This window comes from Acidovorax bellezanensis, from assembly GCF_025421555.1.
In the GTDB taxonomy this organism is placed as follows: Bacteria; Pseudomonadota; Gammaproteobacteria; order Burkholderiales; family Burkholderiaceae_C; genus Comamonas; species Comamonas bellezanensis.
The window spans coordinates 302,086-319,935 of record NZ_JAODYH010000004.1 but is presented as its reverse complement, the minus strand read 5'-3'; the positions used below and the strand labels follow the sequence as shown (position 1 = coordinate 319,935).

At 69.2% G+C, this 17,850-nt stretch carries 15 protein-coding genes; 10 read left to right on the top strand and 5 right to left on the bottom strand.

Annotation, left to right across the window (positions count from 1 at the left end):
• Positions 1 to 44: 44 nt before the first annotated feature.
• Complete coding sequence (locus N0K08_RS09700) at positions 45 to 860, top strand: enoyl-CoA hydratase-related protein (RefSeq protein ID WP_261500060.1); 816 nt, start codon at positions 45 to 47, stop codon at positions 858 to 860.
• A gap of 18 nt (positions 861 to 878) precedes the next feature.
• Here N0K08_RS09700 and N0K08_RS09695 read toward each other — a convergent pair whose 3' ends face one another.
• On the bottom strand, positions 879 to 2,432 hold the full coding sequence (locus tag N0K08_RS09695; protein ID WP_261500058.1) for an acyl-CoA synthetase: 1,554 nt from the start codon (positions 2,430 to 2,432) through the stop codon (positions 879 to 881).
• A 193-nt stretch (positions 2,433 to 2,625) separates the two neighbouring features.
• Here N0K08_RS09695 and N0K08_RS09690 point away from each other — a divergent pair, with 193 nt between their 5' ends.
• The 6 genes from N0K08_RS09690 to N0K08_RS09665 all read left to right on the top strand — a co-directional run bounded on the left by N0K08_RS09690 (position 2,626) and on the right by N0K08_RS09665 (position 10,284).
• On the top strand, positions 2,626 to 3,648 hold the full coding sequence (locus N0K08_RS09690; protein ID WP_261500057.1) for a tripartite tricarboxylate transporter substrate binding protein: 1,023 nt from the start codon (positions 2,626 to 2,628) through the stop codon (positions 3,646 to 3,648).
• A gap of 125 nt (positions 3,649 to 3,773) precedes the next feature.
• The gene (locus tag N0K08_RS09685; RefSeq protein ID WP_261500056.1) at positions 3,774 to 5,000 is read left to right on the top strand and encodes an ABC transporter substrate-binding protein; all 1,227 of its coding nucleotides are present in this window, start codon (positions 3,774 to 3,776) and stop codon (positions 4,998 to 5,000) included.
• A gap of 8 nt (positions 5,001 to 5,008) precedes the next feature.
• On the top strand, positions 5,009 to 6,247 hold the full coding sequence (locus N0K08_RS09680; RefSeq protein ID WP_261500055.1) for an ABC transporter substrate-binding protein: 1,239 nt from the start codon (positions 5,009 to 5,011) through the stop codon (positions 6,245 to 6,247).
• A gap of 34 nt (positions 6,248 to 6,281) precedes the next feature.
• The gene (locus N0K08_RS09675; protein ID WP_261500054.1) at positions 6,282 to 7,934 is read left to right on the top strand and encodes a long-chain-fatty-acid--CoA ligase; all 1,653 of its coding nucleotides are present in this window, start codon (positions 6,282 to 6,284) and stop codon (positions 7,932 to 7,934) included.
• A gap of 2 nt (positions 7,935 to 7,936) precedes the next feature.
• The gene (locus tag N0K08_RS09670) at positions 7,937 to 9,127 is read left to right on the top strand and encodes an acyl-CoA dehydrogenase family protein (RefSeq protein WP_261500053.1); all 1,191 of its coding nucleotides are present in this window, start codon (positions 7,937 to 7,939) and stop codon (positions 9,125 to 9,127) included.
• A gap of 8 nt (positions 9,128 to 9,135) precedes the next feature.
• Complete coding sequence (locus N0K08_RS09665; protein ID WP_261500052.1) at positions 9,136 to 10,284, top strand: acyl-CoA dehydrogenase family protein; 1,149 nt, start codon at positions 9,136 to 9,138, stop codon at positions 10,282 to 10,284.
• 2 nt (positions 10,285 to 10,286) lie between these two features.
• Here N0K08_RS09665 and N0K08_RS09660 read toward each other — a convergent pair whose 3' ends face one another.
• The 3 genes from N0K08_RS09660 to N0K08_RS09650 all read right to left on the bottom strand — a co-directional run bounded on the left by N0K08_RS09660 (position 10,287) and on the right by N0K08_RS09650 (position 13,236).
• Positions 10,287 to 11,360 (bottom strand): TauD/TfdA family dioxygenase, encoded by a 1,074-nt coding sequence (locus N0K08_RS09660; RefSeq protein WP_261500050.1) that lies wholly within the window; start codon positions 11,358 to 11,360, stop codon positions 10,287 to 10,289.
• Positions 11,361 to 11,458: 98 nt separating this feature from the next.
• Positions 11,459 to 12,250 carry a class II aldolase/adducin family protein gene (locus N0K08_RS09655; protein ID WP_261500049.1) on the bottom strand — a complete coding sequence of 264 codons (792 nt, stop codon included), beginning with the start codon at positions 12,248 to 12,250 and terminating at the stop codon, positions 11,459 to 11,461.
• A 5-nt stretch (positions 12,251 to 12,255) separates the two neighbouring features.
• Entirely contained in the window at positions 12,256 to 13,236 is a 981-nt protein-coding gene (locus N0K08_RS09650) for a Bug family tripartite tricarboxylate transporter substrate binding protein (RefSeq protein WP_261500048.1), read from the bottom strand.
• 133 nt (positions 13,237 to 13,369) lie between these two features.
• Between N0K08_RS09650 and N0K08_RS09645 the strand changes: the two genes are divergently transcribed.
• Positions 13,370 to 14,269 carry a LysR family transcriptional regulator gene (locus N0K08_RS09645; protein WP_261500047.1) on the top strand — a complete coding sequence of 300 codons (900 nt, stop codon included), beginning with the start codon at positions 13,370 to 13,372 and terminating at the stop codon, positions 14,267 to 14,269.
• 6 nt (positions 14,270 to 14,275) lie between these two features.
• Here N0K08_RS09645 and N0K08_RS09640 read toward each other — a convergent pair whose 3' ends face one another.
• Positions 14,276 to 15,259, bottom strand: a complete 984-nt coding sequence (locus N0K08_RS09640) for an NADPH:quinone oxidoreductase family protein (protein WP_261500045.1) — start codon at positions 15,257 to 15,259, stop codon at positions 14,276 to 14,278.
• Between the two features lie 199 nt (positions 15,260 to 15,458).
• On the opposite strand from N0K08_RS09640, the gene N0K08_RS09635 reads away from it, so the two are divergent.
• Positions 15,459 to 16,967, top strand: coding sequence for an acetyl-CoA acetyltransferase (locus N0K08_RS09635; RefSeq protein WP_261500043.1), 1,509 nt, complete (start codon positions 15,459 to 15,461; stop codon positions 16,965 to 16,967).
• Positions 16,964 to 17,740: an enoyl-CoA hydratase-related protein gene (locus N0K08_RS09630; RefSeq protein WP_261500042.1), complete on the top strand. Its 777-nt coding sequence runs from the start codon at positions 16,964 to 16,966 to the stop codon at positions 17,738 to 17,740. The genes N0K08_RS09635 and N0K08_RS09630 overlap by 4 nt, the downstream gene beginning before the upstream one ends.
• Positions 17,741 to 17,850 lie beyond the last annotated feature (110 nt).

Below are 17,850 nucleotides of genomic sequence, written 5' to 3'. Positions count from 1 at the left end.
GCGCCTGTCTGGCGCCTTGTTGACCTTTTCCTTGCGAGAACCCCATGACCGAAAGCTCCAGCGAATCCTCCCTCCTGTATGAACGCGATGGCGACGTTGCCATCCTGAGCCTGCATGTGCCGACCCGGCTCAACCCGCTGACCAAGGACATCCAGCATGGCCTGCGCGAGCATCTGGCGCGCATGTGCGACGAAGGCACGGTGCGCGCCCTGGTGCTGACCGGCTCGGGCAAGGCCTTTTGCGTGGGCGCCGACCTGTCGAGCATGGGAGGGGCCGCAGCCGACGACGGCGCCAGCCTGGGGCAGCGCACGGCCGATGGCATGGCCGAGCTGTCGAACCGGCTGATCGCCGACATCCGCGCTTTGCCTTTCCCCGTGGTCAGCGCCGTCAACGGCCCGGCGGCGGGCGCGGGCGTGGGCCTGGCGCTGTCGGCCGATGTGGTGGTGGCGGCGCGCTCGGCCTACTTCTATCTGCCCTTCATGCCCCGGCTGGGCATCGTGCCCGACCTGGGAACGACCTGGTTCCTGGAGCGTTCCATCGGCCGCGCGCGCTCGGTGGCCTTGTCGCTGCTGGGCGACCGCCTGAGTGCGGAGCAGGCCGCGCAATGGGGGCTGATCTGGGCCTGCGTCGACGACGCCGTGCTGCGCCAGGAAGCGCTGGCCATCGCCCAGCGCCTGGCCCGCCTGCCGGCGCATGCGGCGCACGAGATCCGCCACGCCTACGAATCGGCCGGCCGCGTGCCGTTGCAGGAGCAGCTGCACTACGAAGCCGAGCGCCAGCGCGAGCTGATCGACCGGCCCGAGTTCGGCGAAGGCGTCAAAGCGTTCCGCGAAAAGCGCGAGCCGGTGTTCGGGCGCTGAAGGCCCGTCCGGTCGGCCTCAACCCACCTGGCGCGCGTGGCCGGCCCAGTGCGGCGCGCGCAGCTGGTACTTGAGGATCTTGCCGGCGGGCGACAGCGGCAGCTCGCTGGCGAAAGCCACGCTGCGCGGGCATTTGTAGTTGGCGATCAGCGTGCGGCAATGCGCGATCAAGTCATCCGCCGACAGCGCCGCGCCCTCGCGCAGCACGACCACGGCGTGCACGCGCTCGCCCCATTGCGCGTCGGGCACGCCGACCACGGCGCACATCGACACCTGGGGCAGTTGGGTGATGGCGTTCTCGACTTCGGCCGAGTAGACGTTCTCGCCGCCGGTCACGACCATGTCCTTGAGCCGGTCGACGATGTAGAGGAAGCCGTCGTCGTCCATGCGGCCGCCGTCGCCGGTGTGCATCCAGCCGTCGCGCAGGGCGGCAGCGGTCTGCTCGGGCTGGTTCCAGTAGCCGCTCATCACCATCGGGCCGCGCGCCACGATTTCGCCCACCGTGCCGTTGGGCACGGGGCGGCCCGCGCCGTCGACGATGCGCACTTCGGCGATGGGCACGGGCCGGCCGGCCGAGCGGCGGCGGTGCGCGGGCTGGTCCAGCTGGTGGCACCCGGCGGGCAGCACGCTCACCACGGGTGAAAGCTCGGTCATGCCGTAGAGCTGGCAGAAGCTGGCGCGCGGCAACTGCGTGAGCGCCTGCAGCAGCAGCGCATCGTCTATGGGCGAGGCGCCGTAGAGCACGAGTTGCAGGCTGGAGGTGTCGTAGTCGGCAAAGCGCGGGTGCTCGATCAGGCGCTTGACCATGGTCGGCACCAGAAAAGTCTCGCTGGCGCGCTCGTTCTGTATGGCCTCGAGTATCCGGACTTCGTCGAAGGCCGGCATCACGACCTGGGTGCACAGCCGCTGCATGAGTTGCAGCGTCAGGCCCAGGCCGCCGACATGGAACATGGGCGCGATGTTGATGCCCACCGCATCCACGGGGCGCGGCGCCGCCATGTTCGCCGACAGCTGGCCGGCGTAGAGATTGGCGTGGCTGAGCATCACGCCCTTGGGCAGGCCAGTGGTGCCGCCGGTGTAGAGCACGGCCGCGAGATCGGCGCCGCCGCGGCGCGCATCGGCCACGGGCCGGGCCTGGGCCAGCAGCGCTTCGGTGTCCTGCATGCCCTGGGGCGCGGGGCCGTCGTCGAACCACAGCAGGGTTTTCAGCGAGCGCGACAGCGCCGGCTGCTGGACGGCGAGCGCGGCATGCCGGGCATCGACCAGCAGCAGGCGCGTGTCGCAGTCGTCGAGCGAATAGGCCACTTCGCGCGCGCTCCAGCGGATGTTGACCGGGTTGACCACGGCGCCGGCCCACCAGGCGGCGTAGAAGAATTCGACATAGCGGTCGGAGTTGAGCGCCAGCATGCCGACGCGGTCGCCAGGCTGCACGCCCTGGGACTGCAGCACCGCGGCCGGCCGCGCGACGCGGTCGGCGAAGGTGGCGAATGTGCTGCGGCGCGGGTCGCAGACCAGGGCCGTGGCCTGGGGTTTTTCCTGCAAGGCCTTGTGCAGGGGCTGGGTGAGTTCCATGGGCTGGCGGTCTCCGGGAAAGGCTTGGGGGCGCGCGGGCGGTGCGGCGGCTGTTCCTGATTCTTGGGCGTTCCTCGCCGCTTGGCTGTCGTCCGAATCGACGATTTGCGGCGCGCAATTCATCCTTTTCGACGAGTGTCTGCCCGCGCCGGCGCGCCGAGAATTTGCCAACGACACCCAGGAGACAAGAACAATGCCCAAGAATTCCACCATGCGTTCGGCCGACCCCAGCAAGCGCGATTTTTGCCGCACGGCGCTGGGCACTGGCGCGGCCCTGCTCGCGCTGTCGCCTTGCGCGCCGGCCCTGGCGGCTATCCAGGCGCCGGCCTTTCCGGTCAAGCCGATCACGCTGCTCGTGCCTTTCCCCGCGGGCGGGGCGACCGACGTGCAGATGCGGGCGCTCGCGCGCGCGGCCTCGCAGTCGCTGCGCCAGCCCATCGTGATCGTCAACCAGCCCGGCGTCTCCGGCACGCTGGCGGCCGCGGCCATGGCGCGCAGCGCGGCCCCCGACGGCTACACCATCGCCATGATTTCCGCGGCGCTGTTTCGGCTGCCGCATGTGCAGAAAGTCAACTACGACCCGGTGGCGGACTTCAGCTACATCATCGGCGTGACCAACTACAGCTTCGGCGTGGTGGTGGCCGCGGATGCGCCCTGGAAGACCTTGCCCGAGCTGATTGCCGCGGTGAAGGCCGCGCCCGACAAGATCTCCTTCGGCGGCATAGGCCAGGGTAGTTCGGGCCACATCGGCATTGCGCGGCTGGCGCGCGCCGCGGGCTTCTCGCTCAACTACGTGCCGTTTAAGGGCGCGGCTGAAGTGCTGCAGGCCACGATTGGCGGCCATGTGCAGGTCATGACCGAGGCCGGCTGGGGCAGCATGGTGGAAAGCGGCAAGCTGCGCCTGCTGGCGGTGATGGACGAGCAGCGCACGCCGCGCTGGCCGCAGGTGCCCACGCTCAAGGACCTGGGCTACGACATCGCCGTGCGCTCGCCGGTCGGCCTGGCCGGCCCCAAGGGCATGAACCCGCAGGTGGTGAAGGCGCTGCACGACGCCTTCTTCGCGGCCAGCAGCGATGCGCAATTTCTCAAGGCGCTGGAAGTGCAGGGCCAGCCCTATGCCCACCTGGACACCGCGCAGTACAGCCGCTTCGCCGTCACCCAGACGGCCAGCGACAAGCGCTTCGTTGACGAACTGGGCTTCAAGCTCAACGAGTGAACCCGCCGGGCGCGGCGGGCGCCAGGCGGCGGCCCTCAATCGTCTTTTCCGACGATGCCGCGCGCCGGGCCGGCTGCCTACGATGCGTGCAGACGCCGGCCAAGGCGCCAACCCAGGAGACTGCCATGCAAGTGTTCCGTTCCCCCCCGTCCAGAAGTCTTCTTCGGACCAGCGCCGTGCTGCTGCTCGCAGCCACCACGGCTTTCACGGCGCAAGCGCAAAAGCGCTACGACACCGGCGCCACCGACACCACGATCAAGATCGGGCATCTCGTGCCGTACTCGGGGCCGGTCTCGGCCTACGGCACCATTGGCAAGTCGGCCAGCGCCTGGTTTGACAAGGTCAATGCCGAAGGCGGCATCAACGGGCGCAAGGTCGAGTTCGTTTCGCTCGACGACGCCTATACGCCGTCCAAGACCGTGGAGCAGGCGCGCAAGCTGGTCGAGCAGGACGAAGTGCTGCTGCTGTTCGGCGCGCTGGGCACGGCGCACAACATGGCGATCCGCCGCTACATGAATGCCAAGAAGGTGCCACAGCTGTTCGTCGCCACCGGCGCCACGCGCTTCGGCGACCCCAAGGGCTTCGCCTGGACCATGGGCTGGCAGCCGACCTACCAGGCCGAAGGCCAGATCTACGCCGAGCACATTCTCAAGACCAAGCCGGACGGCAAGATCGCCATCCTGATGCAGAACGACGACTTCGGCAAGGACTACCTCAAGGGCTTTCTCGACGGCCTGGGCGCCAAGGCCAAGACCATGGTCGTGGCGCAGTCCACCTATGAAGTCACCGACCCGACCATAGACAGCCAGATGGTCAACCTCAAGTCCTCGGGCGCCGATGTCTTCTTCAGCATCACCACGCCCAAGTTCGCGGCCCAGGCGATTCGCAAGGCGGCCGACATCGGCTGGAAGCCCACGCAATACCTGTCCAGCGTGTCGGTCTCGGTCACGTCGGTGATGAAACCGGCGGGCTTCGAGAACGCCCAGGGCGTGATTTCGGCCAACTACCTGCGCGACCCTTCGGACGAGCGCTGGAAGAACACCAAGGAATTCGACGACTACAAGGCCTTCATGGCCAAGTACTACGCCACCGGCGACATGACGGATTCGCTCAACGTGCTGGGCTACAGCTCGGCGCAGACGCTGGAATACGTGCTGCGCAAGGCCGGCGACAACCTCACGCGCGAGAACATCATGAAGATCGCGGCCAATATGTCCTTCACCCTGCCCATGCTGTACCCGGGCATAGAAGTGAAGACCTCGGCCGACGATTTCTACCCGATAGAGCGCATGCAGCTGCTGCGCTTTGCCGGCACGCGCTATGAACCGTTTGGCCCGGTGCTGGGCCGCTGAGGAGCATGATGAACACGCATTCACCTCTGACCCGGCGCCTGGCGCTGCAGCGCGCCGCCGCCACTTTGGCACTCGGCGGCCTGGGCGCACGCACGGCGCTGGCCCAGAAGAAATACGACGTCGGCGCCAGCGACAGCGAAGTCCGCCTGGGCATGACCATGCCTTACAGCGGCCCGGGCTCGGCCTACGGCATCCTGGGCAAGGTCAACGAGGCCTACTTCGCGATGATCAACGAGCGCGGCGGCATCCAGGGCCGCAAGATCAAGCTGATCACCTATGACGACCAGTACTCGCCGCCGCGCACCGCCGAAGCCGTGCGCCGGCTGGTCGAGCAGGACGAGGTGCTGGCGGTCTACGGCAACCTGGGATCGGCGCCCAACGCCGCCATCCAGCGCTACATGAACACCAAGAAGGTGCCGCAGATCCTGCTGAGCGTGGGCGCCGATCGGTTCAACGATCCCCAGGGCTCGCCCTGGACCATGCCCTTCATGCCCAGCTACATCGCCGAAGGCCGGCTCTACGGCCGCAACATTGCGCAGACCCTGCCCAAGGCCAAGGTCGCGGTGCTCTACCAGAACGATGACTTCGGCAAGGACTTGCTCAAGGGCCTCAAAAGCGCGCTGGCCGAGAAGGGCGGGGCGAGCGTGGTGGCCGAAGCCTCCTACGAGCTGAGCGACCCCACGGTCGACTCCCAGATCATCCGCCTGCAGGCTTCGGGCGCCGATGTGTTCGTCAACTTCAGCAGCGCGCGCGCCGCGGCCCAGGCCATTCGCAAGGTCTACGACATCGGCTGGCGGCCCACGCAGCAATACCTCAGCTATGTCGCGGCCTACGTCAAGGCCACGTTGGAGCCCGCGGGCCTGGACAAGTCCAAGGGCATTCTGGCCATGGCCTTCTTCAAGGACCCGGTGCAGCCGCGCTGGGCCCAGGACCCGGGCACCAAGGAGTTCCTGGCCTTCATGAAGAAGTACGCACCGCAGGAGGACGTCAGCAATGCCATGGCGGTGTTCGGCTACAACCTGGCCCAGTCCATGGAAAGCGTGCTGCGTTCGGCGGGCGACGACCTCACGCGCGCCAACGTGATGAAGCAGGCCACCAGCTTCAAGGGCGTGGCCCTGCCCATGCTGCTGCCGGGCATCACGCTCAACAACTCGGCGACCGACTTCTTCCCTTTCAGCACGCTGCAACTGGTGCAGTTCAACGGCAGCGAGTTCGAGCCCGTGGGCAAGACCATCGCCGTGAAATGACGCTGCAGGCCCATAAGACCAAAGGAGACAAGCAATGCACGGACTGATGCAGGACCGCCCGTTGATGATTTCGTCGCTGATCGATCACGCGGCCACTTTCCACCCCGAGACCGAAATCGTCACGCGCACGGTGGAAGGGCCGGTGCACCGCAGCAACTACCGCGCAGTGCAGCGCCGCGCCAAGCGCGTGGCCAATGCCATGCAGGCCCTGGGCGTCGCGCCGGGCCAGCGCGTGGGCACGCTGGCCTGGAACACCTACCGGCACCTGGAGCTGTACTACGGCGTCTCGGGCACGGGCGCGGTGCTGCACACCGTGAACCCGCGGCTGTTTCCCGAGCAGATCGACTACATCATCAACCACGCCGAAGACCAGGTGCTGTTCTTCGACATCAGCTTCGCGGCCCTGGTCGCGCAGCTGGCGCCCAAGCTCAAGAGCGTGCACACCTTCGTGGCCATGACCGACCGCGCCCACATGCCGCAGGTGGATCTGCCGAACCTGCTGTGCTACGAGGAGCTGATCGCCGCCCAGAGCGAGGACTACACCTGGCCCGTGTTCGACGAGCGCACGGCCTCGTCGCTGTGCTACACCTCGGGCACCACGGGCAACCCCAAGGGCGTGCTGTATTCGCACCGCTCCACCGTGCTGCATTCGCTGATGGAATGCGCGCCCGACACTTTCAACGTCAACTCGAACATGACGCTGCTGCTGGCTGTGCCCATGTTCCACGCCAACGCCTGGGGCATGCCTTACTCGGCGGCCATGGCGGGCACCAAGCTGGTGATGCCCGGCCCCAAGCTCGACGGCGAAAGCCTTTACACGCTGATGCGCGACGAGAAAGTGACGTTCTCGCAGGCCGTGCCCACGGTCTGGCTGATGCAGTTCCAGTACTTCGACGCCCACCCGGAAATCGACACCCTGGCGCTGGGCTTGAAGCGCATAGGTGTGGGCGGTGCGGCCACGCCGCGCAGCATGATCGAGCGCTTCGAGCGCGACTTCGGCGCCGACTTCGTGCAGGGCTGGGGCATGACCGAGACCAGCCCCATCGGCGTGATCAGCAACCTGCTGCCCAAGCACAGCGGCCTGTCCAAGGAGGAGCAGACCACGGTCAAGATGAAGCAAGGCCGCGGCGTCTGGGGCGTGGAGCTGAAGATCGTCGACGAGGCGGGCGCGCGCCTGCCCCACGACGGCCAGGCTTTCGGCCACCTGCATGTGCGCGGCCCGTGGATTGCGAGCGGCTACTTCAAGAGCGAAGGCGGCTCGGTGCTCGACGCCGAGGGCTACTTTCCCACCGGCGACGTGGCGACCGTCGACGCCGACGGCTACGTGCAACTGGTGGACCGGGCCAAGGACGTGATCAAGTCGGGCGGGGAATGGATTTCCTCCATCGATCTGGAAAACGCGGCCAATACCCATCCCGCGGTGGCCGAGGCTGCGGTCATCGGCATGCCGCATCCCAAATGGCAGGAGCGGCCGCTGCTGGTGGCCGTGCTGCGTCCTGGCGCCCAGGCGACGGGCGCCGAGCTGCAGGCCTTTCTGGCCCAGCGCGTGGCCAAGTGGTGGCTGCCAGATCACGTGGTCTTCGTCGACGCGCTGCCGCACACGGCCACGGGCAAGCTGCTCAAGACCAAGCTGCGCGAGCAGTTCAAGGACCATGTGTTCGACGCCGCCCCGGCCTTGGTGAAATGAGCATGGCCTGGCAACTCAACGCAGACGAGACCGCCTTCCGCGCGGAAGTGCGCAGCTTTCTCGATGCCGCCCTGACGCCCGAGCTGCGCACGGCGGGCCGGCGCTGTGCCGGCATCTTCGCCGACTACGACGAAGGCATACGCTGGCACCGCATCCTCGCGGGCCGCGGCTGGAGCGTGCCGAGCTGGCCGGTGGCGCATGGCGGCACGGGCTGGACGCCCATGCAGCACTACATCTTCGCCAGCGAACTGGCCCAGGCCGACGCTCCGCCGCTCGCGCCCAATGGCACGCGCATGGTGGCGCCGGTGATCATCGCCTTCGGCACCGAGGCGCAAAAGCAGCGCTGGCTGCCGGGCATACGCGACGGCACCGACTACTGGGCCCAGGGCTACTCCGAGCCGCAGTCGGGCTCGGACCTCGCCTCCCTGCAGTGCCGCGCACAGCGCGACGGCGACCACTATGTGCTCAACGGCAGCAAGATCTGGACGACGCACGCGCATTGGGCCAATCGCATGTTCTGCCTGGTGCGCACCGACAGCAGCGGCAAGGCCCAGCAAGGCATCAGCTTTCTGTGCTTCGACCTCGACGCGCCGGGCATCACGGTGCGGCCCATCATCAGCATTTCGGGCGACCACGAGCTCAACCAGGTGTTCTTCGACGAGGTGCGCGTGCCGGTCTCGTCGCTGCTGGGCGAGGAGAACCAGGGCTGGAGCATCGCCAAATACCTGCTGTCGCACGAGCGCGGCGGTGCCTGGGCGCCGCGTCTGCGCGGGCGGCTGCGGCGCCTGCGCGAAGCCGCGCGTGCCGCCTGGCCGACGGGGGCGTGCGACGAAGGCCGCGACATGGCGCTGCGCCTGGCCGAAGCCGATTGCGCCATCGACGCGGTCGAAGCGCTGGAATTGCAGGCCTTGCGTGCCCAGGTGCGGGGCGAGCCGCCGGGAATCCGCCCGTCCATGGGCAAGATCCTGGGCTCCGAATTGCGCCAACGCCTGACCGAGCTGGGCGTGGAAATCGCCGGGCGCTACGCGGCCGTGGATTTGCCGCAGGCCGAGTGCCTGCTGGGCGAGCTGCCCGTGCCCGAAGACGCGGTGTTCGCCATGTCGGCCTATCTCAACGACCGCGCGGCATCGATTTACGCGGGCACGAACGAAGTCCAGCGCAATCTCATCGCGGCCCATTTGCTGCGCGGCTGAAGAACACCATGACCACTGACACCTCCCACGACGACACGCTGGCCATGCTCAGCGACAGCCTGGCGCGCTATCTGGAGCAGCACTTTGGCTTCGCCCAACGCCAGCGCGCGCTGGCCGAGGCCGTGGACGCGCCGCCCGCGTTCTGGCGCGGCCTGTCACGCGAGCTGGGCCTGCTGGGCGCGGCCCTGCCCGAAGCCCAGGGCGGGCTGGGCGGCGGCATGGCCGCCCACCTGGCCGTGATGCAGACGCTGGGCGCGGCGCTCGCGGGCGAGCCCTATTTGGCTAGCCTGGTGATAGGCGCGGGCCTGCTGCAGCGCCAACCGGGCGCGTTCAGCGATGCGCTGCTGGCCGATGTGGTCGCGGGCCGCGCCGTGCTGGCCTTTGCCCATGCCGAGCCCGACAGCCGCAACGAGCGCGCCCAGGTACGCACGCGCCTGGTCGGCGATGGCCAGGGCTACGAGATCAACGGGCGCAAGGCCGTGGTGCATGCCGCGCCCTGGGCCACGCATTTGATCGTCTCGGCGCGCGGCAGCGGCGCGGTGGGCGACGCCGACGGCATTTCGCTGGTCGTGGTCGAGCGCCATGCGCCCGGCGTGCAGCTGCGCCCCTATGCGCTGCGCGACGGCACGCGTGCCGCCGAGCTGCGCCTGGAGGGCGTGCGCGTGCCGGCCGCGGCCTTGCTGGGGCGCGAAGGCGCGGCGCTGCCGCAGATAGAGCAGGCCCTGGACGAGGCCACGCTCGCGGTCTGCGCCGAAGCCCTGGGCGTGCTGGGCCGCCTGCTGGCCGACACGCTGGACTATGTGCGCCAGCGCAAGCAGTTCGGCGTGGCCATCGCCAGCTTCCAGGTGGTGCAGCACCGCCTGGCCGATATGCACATGGCGCTGGCCCAGGCCGACGCGCTGACCCATGCCGTGCTCGACGCCATGGACGGGCCGGCACCCGCGCGGGCCCGCGCCGTGTCTTCGGCCCTGGTCGCCGTGGCGCAGGCCTGCAAGGCCGTGGGCCAGGGCGCGGTGCAGTTGCACGGCGGCATGGGCATGACCGAAGAGCTGGCCGTAGGCCACTACTTTCGCCGCGCGACGCTGATAGCAACGCAGTTCGGGCCTGTGTCCTGGCATCTGCGGCGGGTGGCGGGGCTGGAAGCGGCGCAGGCCTAGGCTCAGTTCAGCAGCGCCACCTGCGTTTCGCGCTCGCCCTCGTAGGGGTTGCGGCCGTGCCAGACCTGCAGGTTGTCGACCAGCATCACGTCGCCCGTGTGCCAACGCCAGTGGACGGTGCGGGCCGCGCAGGCCGCGTCGATCTGCTGCAGCTCCTGGGCCGACAGCGGCTCGCCATTGCCCAGCGTGGCGCCCGTGGGGTATTTTTGCGTGGCGCGGATCTGGCGTGAGAGCTCGTCGCTTTGCGACTGCGGCCGCACGTGGATGACCGAGCGGAACATGGGCTGGCCCGTCACCGGGTGCGGCACGAAGGGGTCCAGCGGCGTCAGCAGCGTCAGGCTGCCGTTGTCGTTCCAGATCGGCTCCAGGCCTTTTTGCGCGCACATGCGTTCCACCTCCTGGGGATCGTCGGTGAAGAAGGAGTGGTTCCAGCCGCGCAAGTCCATGTGGGCGTACGTGGCCTGCAGTTCGTCGCTGCGCGGCCCGTAGTTGGTGGCCATGCGCGTCTTGTGCTGCTGCAGTTTGGCGACGATGGCCGGCGGCAGTGCGTCGATCAGGCCGCGCATGTCGCCGATGGTGGTCTCGCCGCCGCGCGCGGCCAGTCGGCGCGCGAAGAAAGCCAGGCGCCGGGGGTAGTCGCGCATATAGGCCATCTCGGAATGCAGGGTCAGCTGCACGCTGGGCGCCAGGCGCGTGGCTTCCATGACCTGGCCCTTGATGGCCGAGCGCGGTGCCCGGCCGCCGGCGTAGTCGCCCGAGAACGCGGGGAATTCGCCCGTCAGCGTGGCGAAGTCGTCGGTGTCCGCCACGGGAAAGCCGCGCAGCACCACGGCGCCATGGGCCACGATCAAGTCGTCGATGACGGGGCGCACCTGGGCAAACCAGGCGTGAAACCCGTCGCGGGTTTGCAGGCCGGCATCGGCGCATTCGATGAACAGCGGGGCCTGGCCGGCTTGCAGTTCGTGGCAACGCACGCGGGCGTCCAGGCCCAGGGCCTTTGCATTCAGCGGCAGCGCCGGGCCGGTGAGTGCGCGGCTGGTATAGGCCACGGCGGGCTGGCTCATGAGGGTGTCCATGGGATTTCCTTGTTGCATTTGGCGTCCCCCACCATTGCCCAGGCAACGGCGATGCGGGGATTGGGAGGGAAAAGAGGCCGCCGGTTGTCCGGCTGGGCCTAGCGGCGGTAACTGGGGTCCAGGCGATCGAGTTCGCGGCGCACGGCGGCCCATTCGCGCTCACCGCGTATGGGCGTGCGCGCGAACGCGGCGCGCGTGGCCTGCACGGCGGCGTCGTCGAACTCGATCACCTGTGCCGCGCCCGCGGCCATGGCGTCCACCTGCACCTTGCAGGCGGATTCCAGCCAGTAGATGTTGAAAAAGGCTTCGGCCACCGTGCGGCCGCAGACCAGCAGGCCGTGGTTGCGCAAGATGACGGCGTTGTGCTGGCCCAGGTCGGCCACCAGGCTTTGCTGCTGCCCGATCTCGACTTCGGGGCCCCGGAAGTCGTGGTAGCCGATGCGGCCATAAAACAGCGCCGACTGCTGCGAAATGGGCCGCAAGCCCCCGGCCATGGCCGAGACCGCCGTGCTGGCGCGCGTGTGGGTGTGCAGCACGCACATCGCGTCGTGGCGGGCCGCATGCACCGCGGTGTGAATGACGTAGGCCGCGGGATTGAGGCCAAAGCCGTCATCGGGCCGGTAAAGCACTTCGCCGTCGAGCCGGATTTTGTACAGGCTGGAGGCGCTGACTTCCTGGTACAGCAGGCCGTAGGGGTTGAGCAGGATCTGATCGACCGTGCCGGGCACGCGGGCCGTGATGTGGTTGTAGATCAGGTCGGTCATGCCGTAGTGGTGCAGGGCGCGGTACAGGGCCGCGAGTTCCTGGCGCACGGCCCACTCGGCATCCGGGATGTCGGCATGGGGCGAACGGCTGTCCTGCAGCCCGGCGGGCGGGGTCAAGGCTTGCATGGGGCTCACTCCATCGCCAGGCCGAGTTCGCGCACATTGCGCTTGTCGGCCGCGAATTGCGTGAGTGCGTACTGCCGATAGGCCTTGCTGTCTTCAAAGCGATTGGGCATGGACTCGTTGTCCAGAGCCTTGGCGTAAGCCGGATCCTGCGCGGCTTTTCGCAGTGTCTCTTCCAGCCTGGACAGCACCGGCGCCGGCAGGTTTCGGGGCCCGGCAATGCCCACGGTGGAGCGCACCACGATGTCGTAGCCCGATTCCTTGAAGGTGGGCACTTGCGACCACTTGGGCAAGCGCTGCTCTTCGGCCACGGCCAGCAGGCGCAGCTTGCCGCCGTTGGCCATGGCGCCCCAGCCCGCTTCCAGCATCACGTCCACGTGGCCGCCCAGCAAGGCCGTCACCGCGTCGGCCCCGCCCTTGAACGGCACGTAGTTCAGCTGCACGCCCGCCTGCTTTTGCAGCTGGTGCGTGGCGATGTGGCCCAGCGTGCCGTTGCCCACGGCCGCGACATTGAGCTTGCCCGGGTTGGCGCCGGCATAGGCGATCACATCCGCCAAGGACTTGAAGCGCGAATCGGTGGGCACCGACATGGCGTAGACATAGCTGGTCAGGCCCGCCACGTACGAGAAGTCGTTCAAGGCGTCGTAGCCCACTTTTTGCAAATGCGGCAGGCGAAACACGGCCGGGGTGATGAGCACCAGCGTGTAGCCGTCGGCCGCGGCATTGCGCGCCATCTGCGCGGGGGCCAGCGTGCCGCCGGCACCGGGCTGGTTCACCACCAGCACCGGCTGGCCCAGGGCCTTGCCGACCGCCACGGCCATGGCGCGCATCTGTGTGTCGGTGGGGCCTCCCGCGGAAAACGGAACCACCAGCGTGATGGGTTTGCTGGGCCAGGGCTCCGTGGCGAAGCCGGGCATGGCGGCGCCGAAAGCCAGTAGACTGCCAGCCAGCAACAGCGTGCGGCGGCGAAACGGGGGGGCGTGGGTCATGTGTGTCTCCTGATGTAGGGCTGCTGAGCGCTGGGCCTGCACCGACTCTAGGCATCTTGGCCTGGCCCGGAAATTCCCACACCCCGTGTTTGCGATTCCAGTTTGGAATCACCCGCCACGCCAGCCCCGACCCATGCGCATCGATGACCTGCAAGTCCTGATCACCCTGAGCCAGCACGTGAGCCTGCACGGCGCAGCCAATGCCTTGGGCGTCACGCAATCGGCCTTGTCCAAGGCCCTGGCCCGGCTGGAAGCCGCCGCCGGCGCGCCCTTGTTCGAGCGCAGCAGCCAAGGCATTGCGATCACGGCCATGGGACGAACCGTGCTCAAGCACGCGCGCCGCATCACGCAGGCGGTGCACGATCTGGGCACGGAGCTGGGCGACGAGCGCAGCGCCAAGGCGGGCCTGATCCGCCTGGCTTCGCTGCCGCACCTGGTGCCTTCGCTGATCACGCCGCTGCTGGCCGACTTTCATGTGCACCGGCCCATGGCGCGCTTTCACATCCACCCCTTGCTGAGCCCGCAGCTGCTGATCGAGCTGGACAACGGCCAGGTCGATCTGGTGATCGCCGCCAAGCCGCAGGCGGATTACCCCGGCCTGAGCCACGCCAGCCTGGGCCTGCTCGATGTCTGCATGGTGGCCCGCAGCGGACACCCGCGCCTGGCGCGGTTTCTGACCCTGGCCGATCTGACCCAGGAGCGCTGGGTGCTGCCCGACCGCAGCATGTATCTGCGCCAATGGTTCGAGCAGCAGTTTCTGCAGGCCGGACTGCCCCTGCCGCCGGTCGCGATCGAGAGCAGCCAGTCCCAGCTGGCCTTCGCGCCCCTGTTGCGCCAGTCCGACCTGCTGGGCCTGCTGCCCAGCCGCATCCTGCAGCAACCCGAAGGCCAGGGCCTGGTGACCTTGCCCGGTGCCGGCATGCAGGTGCAGTACGACTTGCACCTGTTCTGGCGCACCCAGGGCATTCTGAGCCCGGTGGCGCTGGAGTTTCGCAATGCGCTGCTGGCGCGTGACACCACGGCCAGGCTGTAGCGGCCGCTAGTTCGGCCGCAGCACCACGCGCCCCACGGCCTCGCCGCCCTGCATGGCCGCCAGGGCCTGGCGGTAATCGGCCAGAGGCCATTCGCTGTCTATGGCCGGGCGCAGGTCGCCACGTGCGTGCAAGCCCATCACGCCGCGCAGATTGGCCGCGGCCTTGGACGGAGAACGCTGCGCGAACTGGCGAATATCGACGCCGACCAGCGCCGCGCCCTTGAGCAGCGGCAGGTTGGCCGGCAGGGCGGCGATGGCGCCGCCGGCAAAGCCCAGCACCAGATGGCGCCCGCCCCAGCCCAGGCAGCGGAACGCGGCTTCGGTGAATGGGCCGCCGACCGGGTCGACCACGACGTCCACGCCCAGCGGTTGGGTCATGGCCTTGAGCGCGCCGCGCCAGTCGTCGGCCGAAGTGTCTATGACCGCGTCGGCGCCGGCCGCCAGGGCCAGGGCGCGCTTGGCCGGCGACGAGGCCCCGGCGATCACGCGGGCGCCGAAAGCGCGCGCCAGCTGCACGGCGGCCAGGCCCACGCTGCCCGCCGCGCCGAGCACGAACACGGTTTCGCCCGGCAGCAGCGCGCCGCGGTCGACCAGCGCATGCCACATGGTGGCGTAGGGCACGGCCAGCGCCGCGGCTTCGGCGGCCGGCGCCGTGCCTGCCAGGCGCTGCACGGTGGCCGCGGGCACGCAGACCGCCTCGGCCCAGGCGCCGCTGCGCGCACTGGAGCCGCAGACGCGCTGACCGATCTGCCAGTCACCGTCAACGCCGTCGCCCATGGCTTCGACCGTGCCGGCGAATTCACTGCCGGGGATAAAGGGCGCGGGCGGCTTCATCTGGTAGCGGCCCTGGGCCAGCAGCAGGTCGGCGTGCGAGATGGCGCTGGCTTCGACGCGGATGCGCAATTCACCGGCCTGGGGCGCGGGGCGGGGCACATCGCACAGCGCCAGGCCTTCGAGGGGGCCGAGCTGGGCCATTTGCAGGGCTTTCATGGCGCTCTCCGGGATGAGGCGATGCCGCGCAGGCGGTGCAAGGGCTTGGGGTGCATGGGCGATTCTCCAGACAGGAGTGCCCAGCCTAGGCGGGGCAGGGCGCGGGGGCAATCGTCTGTTTCGACGATGCCCCGTGCTGGGGGCACTTTCTATGATGGATGGCAAAGACCGGCTGCCCGGCCGCACAGGAGACTCCCGCATGACCGTCGTCGACGACCGCACCCCCATCATCGTGGGGGTGGGCGAAATCACCCACCGCAACAAGCAGGCCGCAGCCGGGCTGGAACCGATAGAGCTGATGGCGCGTGCGCTGCAGGCGGCGCAGCAGGACGCGGGTGCGGCCTTGCTGGCCGAACTCGATTCGCTGGACGTGGTCAGCGAGCATTCCTGGCCTTATACCGATGCCCCCGCGCGGCTCAGCGAACGGCTGGGCCACTGGCCGGCGCGGCGTGTCTACGGCGAGACCGGCGGAGAGTCGCCGGTGCGCTTCATCCACGAGGCGGCGCTGCGCATCGCGCGCGGCGAAAGCCGCGTCGCGGCCGTCACCGGCGCCGAGTCGCGCTACACCGTCGACGCCGCGGCCAAGCAGGGCATAGACCTGGACTGGACGCCGCGCGACGACAGCGTGAAGCTGCTGCGCGGCACGGATTTCTGCCACCCGGTGGCGGTGCGCCACGGCGCGGCGATGCCGGTCAGCATCTACCCGTTCTACGAAAACGCCGCGCTGGCGCACTGGGGCCAGACGCCGCGAGAGGCGCGGCAGGAATCGGCCGCGCTCTGGTCGCGTTACTCGCAAGTGGCCGCGGCCAATCCCCATGCCTGGCAGAGCCAGGCCTTCAGCGCCGAGGAAGTGGCCGAGCCCAGCGCGGCCAACCGCCTGATCGCCTGGCCTTACACCAAGTACATGGTGGCCAACCCCATGGTCAACATGGGCGCGGCTGTGCTGCTGACCAGCGTGGGCCAGGCGCGCGCTCTGGGCATTTCCGAGCAGCGCTGGGTCTATGTCTGGGGCGGCGCCGCGGCGCATGAGCCGCGCGACTACCTGCAGCGCGACCAGTACCACCGCTCGCATGCCCAGGACCTGGTGATGGAGAGCGTGCTGGCCCAGGTGGGCGGGGATGCCGCGGCCTTCGCGATGCTGGAGCTCTACAGCTGCTTTCCCATCGTGCCCAAGATGGCGCGGCGCACGCTGGGCCTGGCGGCCGATGCACAGATGACCTCGACCGGCGGGCTGAGCTTTTTCGGCGCGCCGCTCAACGACTACATGACGCATGCGGCCGCGGGCCTGGTGCGCGCCTTGCGCGGCGCGCCGGGCAAGGCGGCGCTGCTCTACGGCCAGGGCGAGTACGTGACCAAGCACCACGCGCTGGTGTTGGGCTCGCGCCCGCCGCCCCAGGGCCTGCCCCCGGACGACTACAGCGTGCAGGCCGCGGCCGATGCGCGGCGCGGGCCGGTGCCGGCGTTCATAGAACGCTACGACGGCGCGGCCAGCGTGGAGACCTTCACCGTGATCTACGGCCGCGACGGCCTGCCCACGCACGGCATCGTGATCGCGCGCACGCCGGCCGGCGAACGGCTGATGGCGCGCGTGGAGCCCGAGGACGCGCAGGCGCTGGCGGTGCTGACCGATCTGGAGCGCTCGCCCGTGGGCCGCGGCGGCCAGGTCACGCAGGGTGCCGATGGCGCGCTGCGCTGGAGCCTGGCATGAACGCGGCCGTGCGCGTCGAGAAGCTGGCCGGCCATATCGCCGTCGTCACCATTGACCGGCCCGAGGCCCGCAACGCCATCAACGCCGCGGTCGCGGCCGGCCTGGAAGCGGCCGTGGATGCCACCGAGGCCGACGACGACATCTGGGTGGTGGTGCTGACGGGCGCGGGCCAGGATGCGTTCTGCGCGGGCGCCGATCTCAAGGAAGTCTCGGCCGGCCGCGGCAGTGCGCTGAGCACGGCGCGCGGCGGTTTTGCCGGTTTTGTCTACCGCGAGCGCAGCAAGCCCTGGATCGCGGCCGTCAACGGCAAGGCGCTGGCGGGCGGCACCGAGCTGACGCTGGCCTGCGACCTGGTGGTGGCCGCCGAGCACGCGGCCTTCGGCCTGCCCGAAGTGCTGCGCGGCCTGATCGCCGCGGCCGGCGGCCTGTACCGGCTGCCGCGCGCCATACCGCCGAACATCGCGCTGGAATTGATTCTGACCGCGGGCCAGCTGGGCGCCCAGCGCGCCCAGCAGCTGGGCTGGGTCAATCGCGTGGTGCCGGCCGCCGGGCTGCGCGAGGCAGCGCTGGCCCTGGCGGGCGAGATCACGCGCAACGCGCCCACGGCCGTGCGCGAGAGCCTGCGCGTGGCCCGCCAGGCGAACGAACTCGACGAGGCGGCGCTGCGCACGCTGACCCGCGCGGCGTTTGAGCGCGTGGCGGCCAGCGAGGATTTCCATGAAGGCCCGCGCGCCTTCATCGAAAAGCGCGCGCCCCAATGGACGGGGCGCTGACCGCGGCTCGCGGGCTGGCGTAACTTCGTCGCTTTCGACGATGCCCGCCAGGCCCTTGCCGCGCCAAGATGGCCCCCATAGCAACCGGCCGCCCTGGGCGGCCACAGGAG

What these genes read in the sequence shown, in the direction of transcription:
- N0K08_RS09640 (WP_261500045.1), bottom strand. Translation starts at nt 15,259, where the DNA reads ATGAAAGCCCTGCAAATGGCCCAGCTCGGCCCCCTCGAAGGCCTGGCG.
- N0K08_RS09675 (WP_261500054.1), top strand. Translation starts at nt 6,282, where the DNA reads ATGCACGGACTGATGCAGGACCGCCCGTTGATGATTTCGTCGCTGATC.
- N0K08_RS09645 (WP_261500047.1), top strand. Translation starts at nt 13,370, where the DNA reads ATGCGCATCGATGACCTGCAAGTCCTGATCACCCTGAGCCAGCACGTG.
- N0K08_RS09665 (WP_261500052.1), top strand. Translation starts at nt 9,136, where the DNA reads ATGACCACTGACACCTCCCACGACGACACGCTGGCCATGCTCAGCGAC.
- N0K08_RS09700 (WP_261500060.1), top strand. Translation starts at nt 45, where the DNA reads ATGACCGAAAGCTCCAGCGAATCCTCCCTCCTGTATGAACGCGATGGC.
- N0K08_RS09670 (WP_261500053.1), top strand. Translation starts at nt 7,937, where the DNA reads ATGGCCTGGCAACTCAACGCAGACGAGACCGCCTTCCGCGCGGAAGTG.
- N0K08_RS09635 (WP_261500043.1), top strand. Translation starts at nt 15,459, where the DNA reads ATGACCGTCGTCGACGACCGCACCCCCATCATCGTGGGGGTGGGCGAA.
- N0K08_RS09685 (WP_261500056.1), top strand. Translation starts at nt 3,774, where the DNA reads ATGCAAGTGTTCCGTTCCCCCCCGTCCAGAAGTCTTCTTCGGACCAGC.
- N0K08_RS09660 (WP_261500050.1), bottom strand. Translation starts at nt 11,360, where the DNA reads ATGGACACCCTCATGAGCCAGCCCGCCGTGGCCTATACCAGCCGCGCA.
- N0K08_RS09695 (WP_261500058.1), bottom strand. Translation starts at nt 2,432, where the DNA reads ATGGAACTCACCCAGCCCCTGCACAAGGCCTTGCAGGAAAAACCCCAG.
- N0K08_RS09655 (WP_261500049.1), bottom strand. Translation starts at nt 12,250, where the DNA reads ATGCAAGCCTTGACCCCGCCCGCCGGGCTGCAGGACAGCCGTTCGCCC.
- N0K08_RS09650 (WP_261500048.1), bottom strand. Translation starts at nt 13,236, where the DNA reads ATGACCCACGCCCCCCCGTTTCGCCGCCGCACGCTGTTGCTGGCTGGC.
- N0K08_RS09630 (WP_261500042.1), top strand. Translation starts at nt 16,964, where the DNA reads ATGAACGCGGCCGTGCGCGTCGAGAAGCTGGCCGGCCATATCGCCGTC.
- N0K08_RS09680 (WP_261500055.1), top strand. Translation starts at nt 5,009, where the DNA reads ATGAACACGCATTCACCTCTGACCCGGCGCCTGGCGCTGCAGCGCGCC.
- N0K08_RS09690 (WP_261500057.1), top strand. Translation starts at nt 2,626, where the DNA reads ATGCCCAAGAATTCCACCATGCGTTCGGCCGACCCCAGCAAGCGCGAT.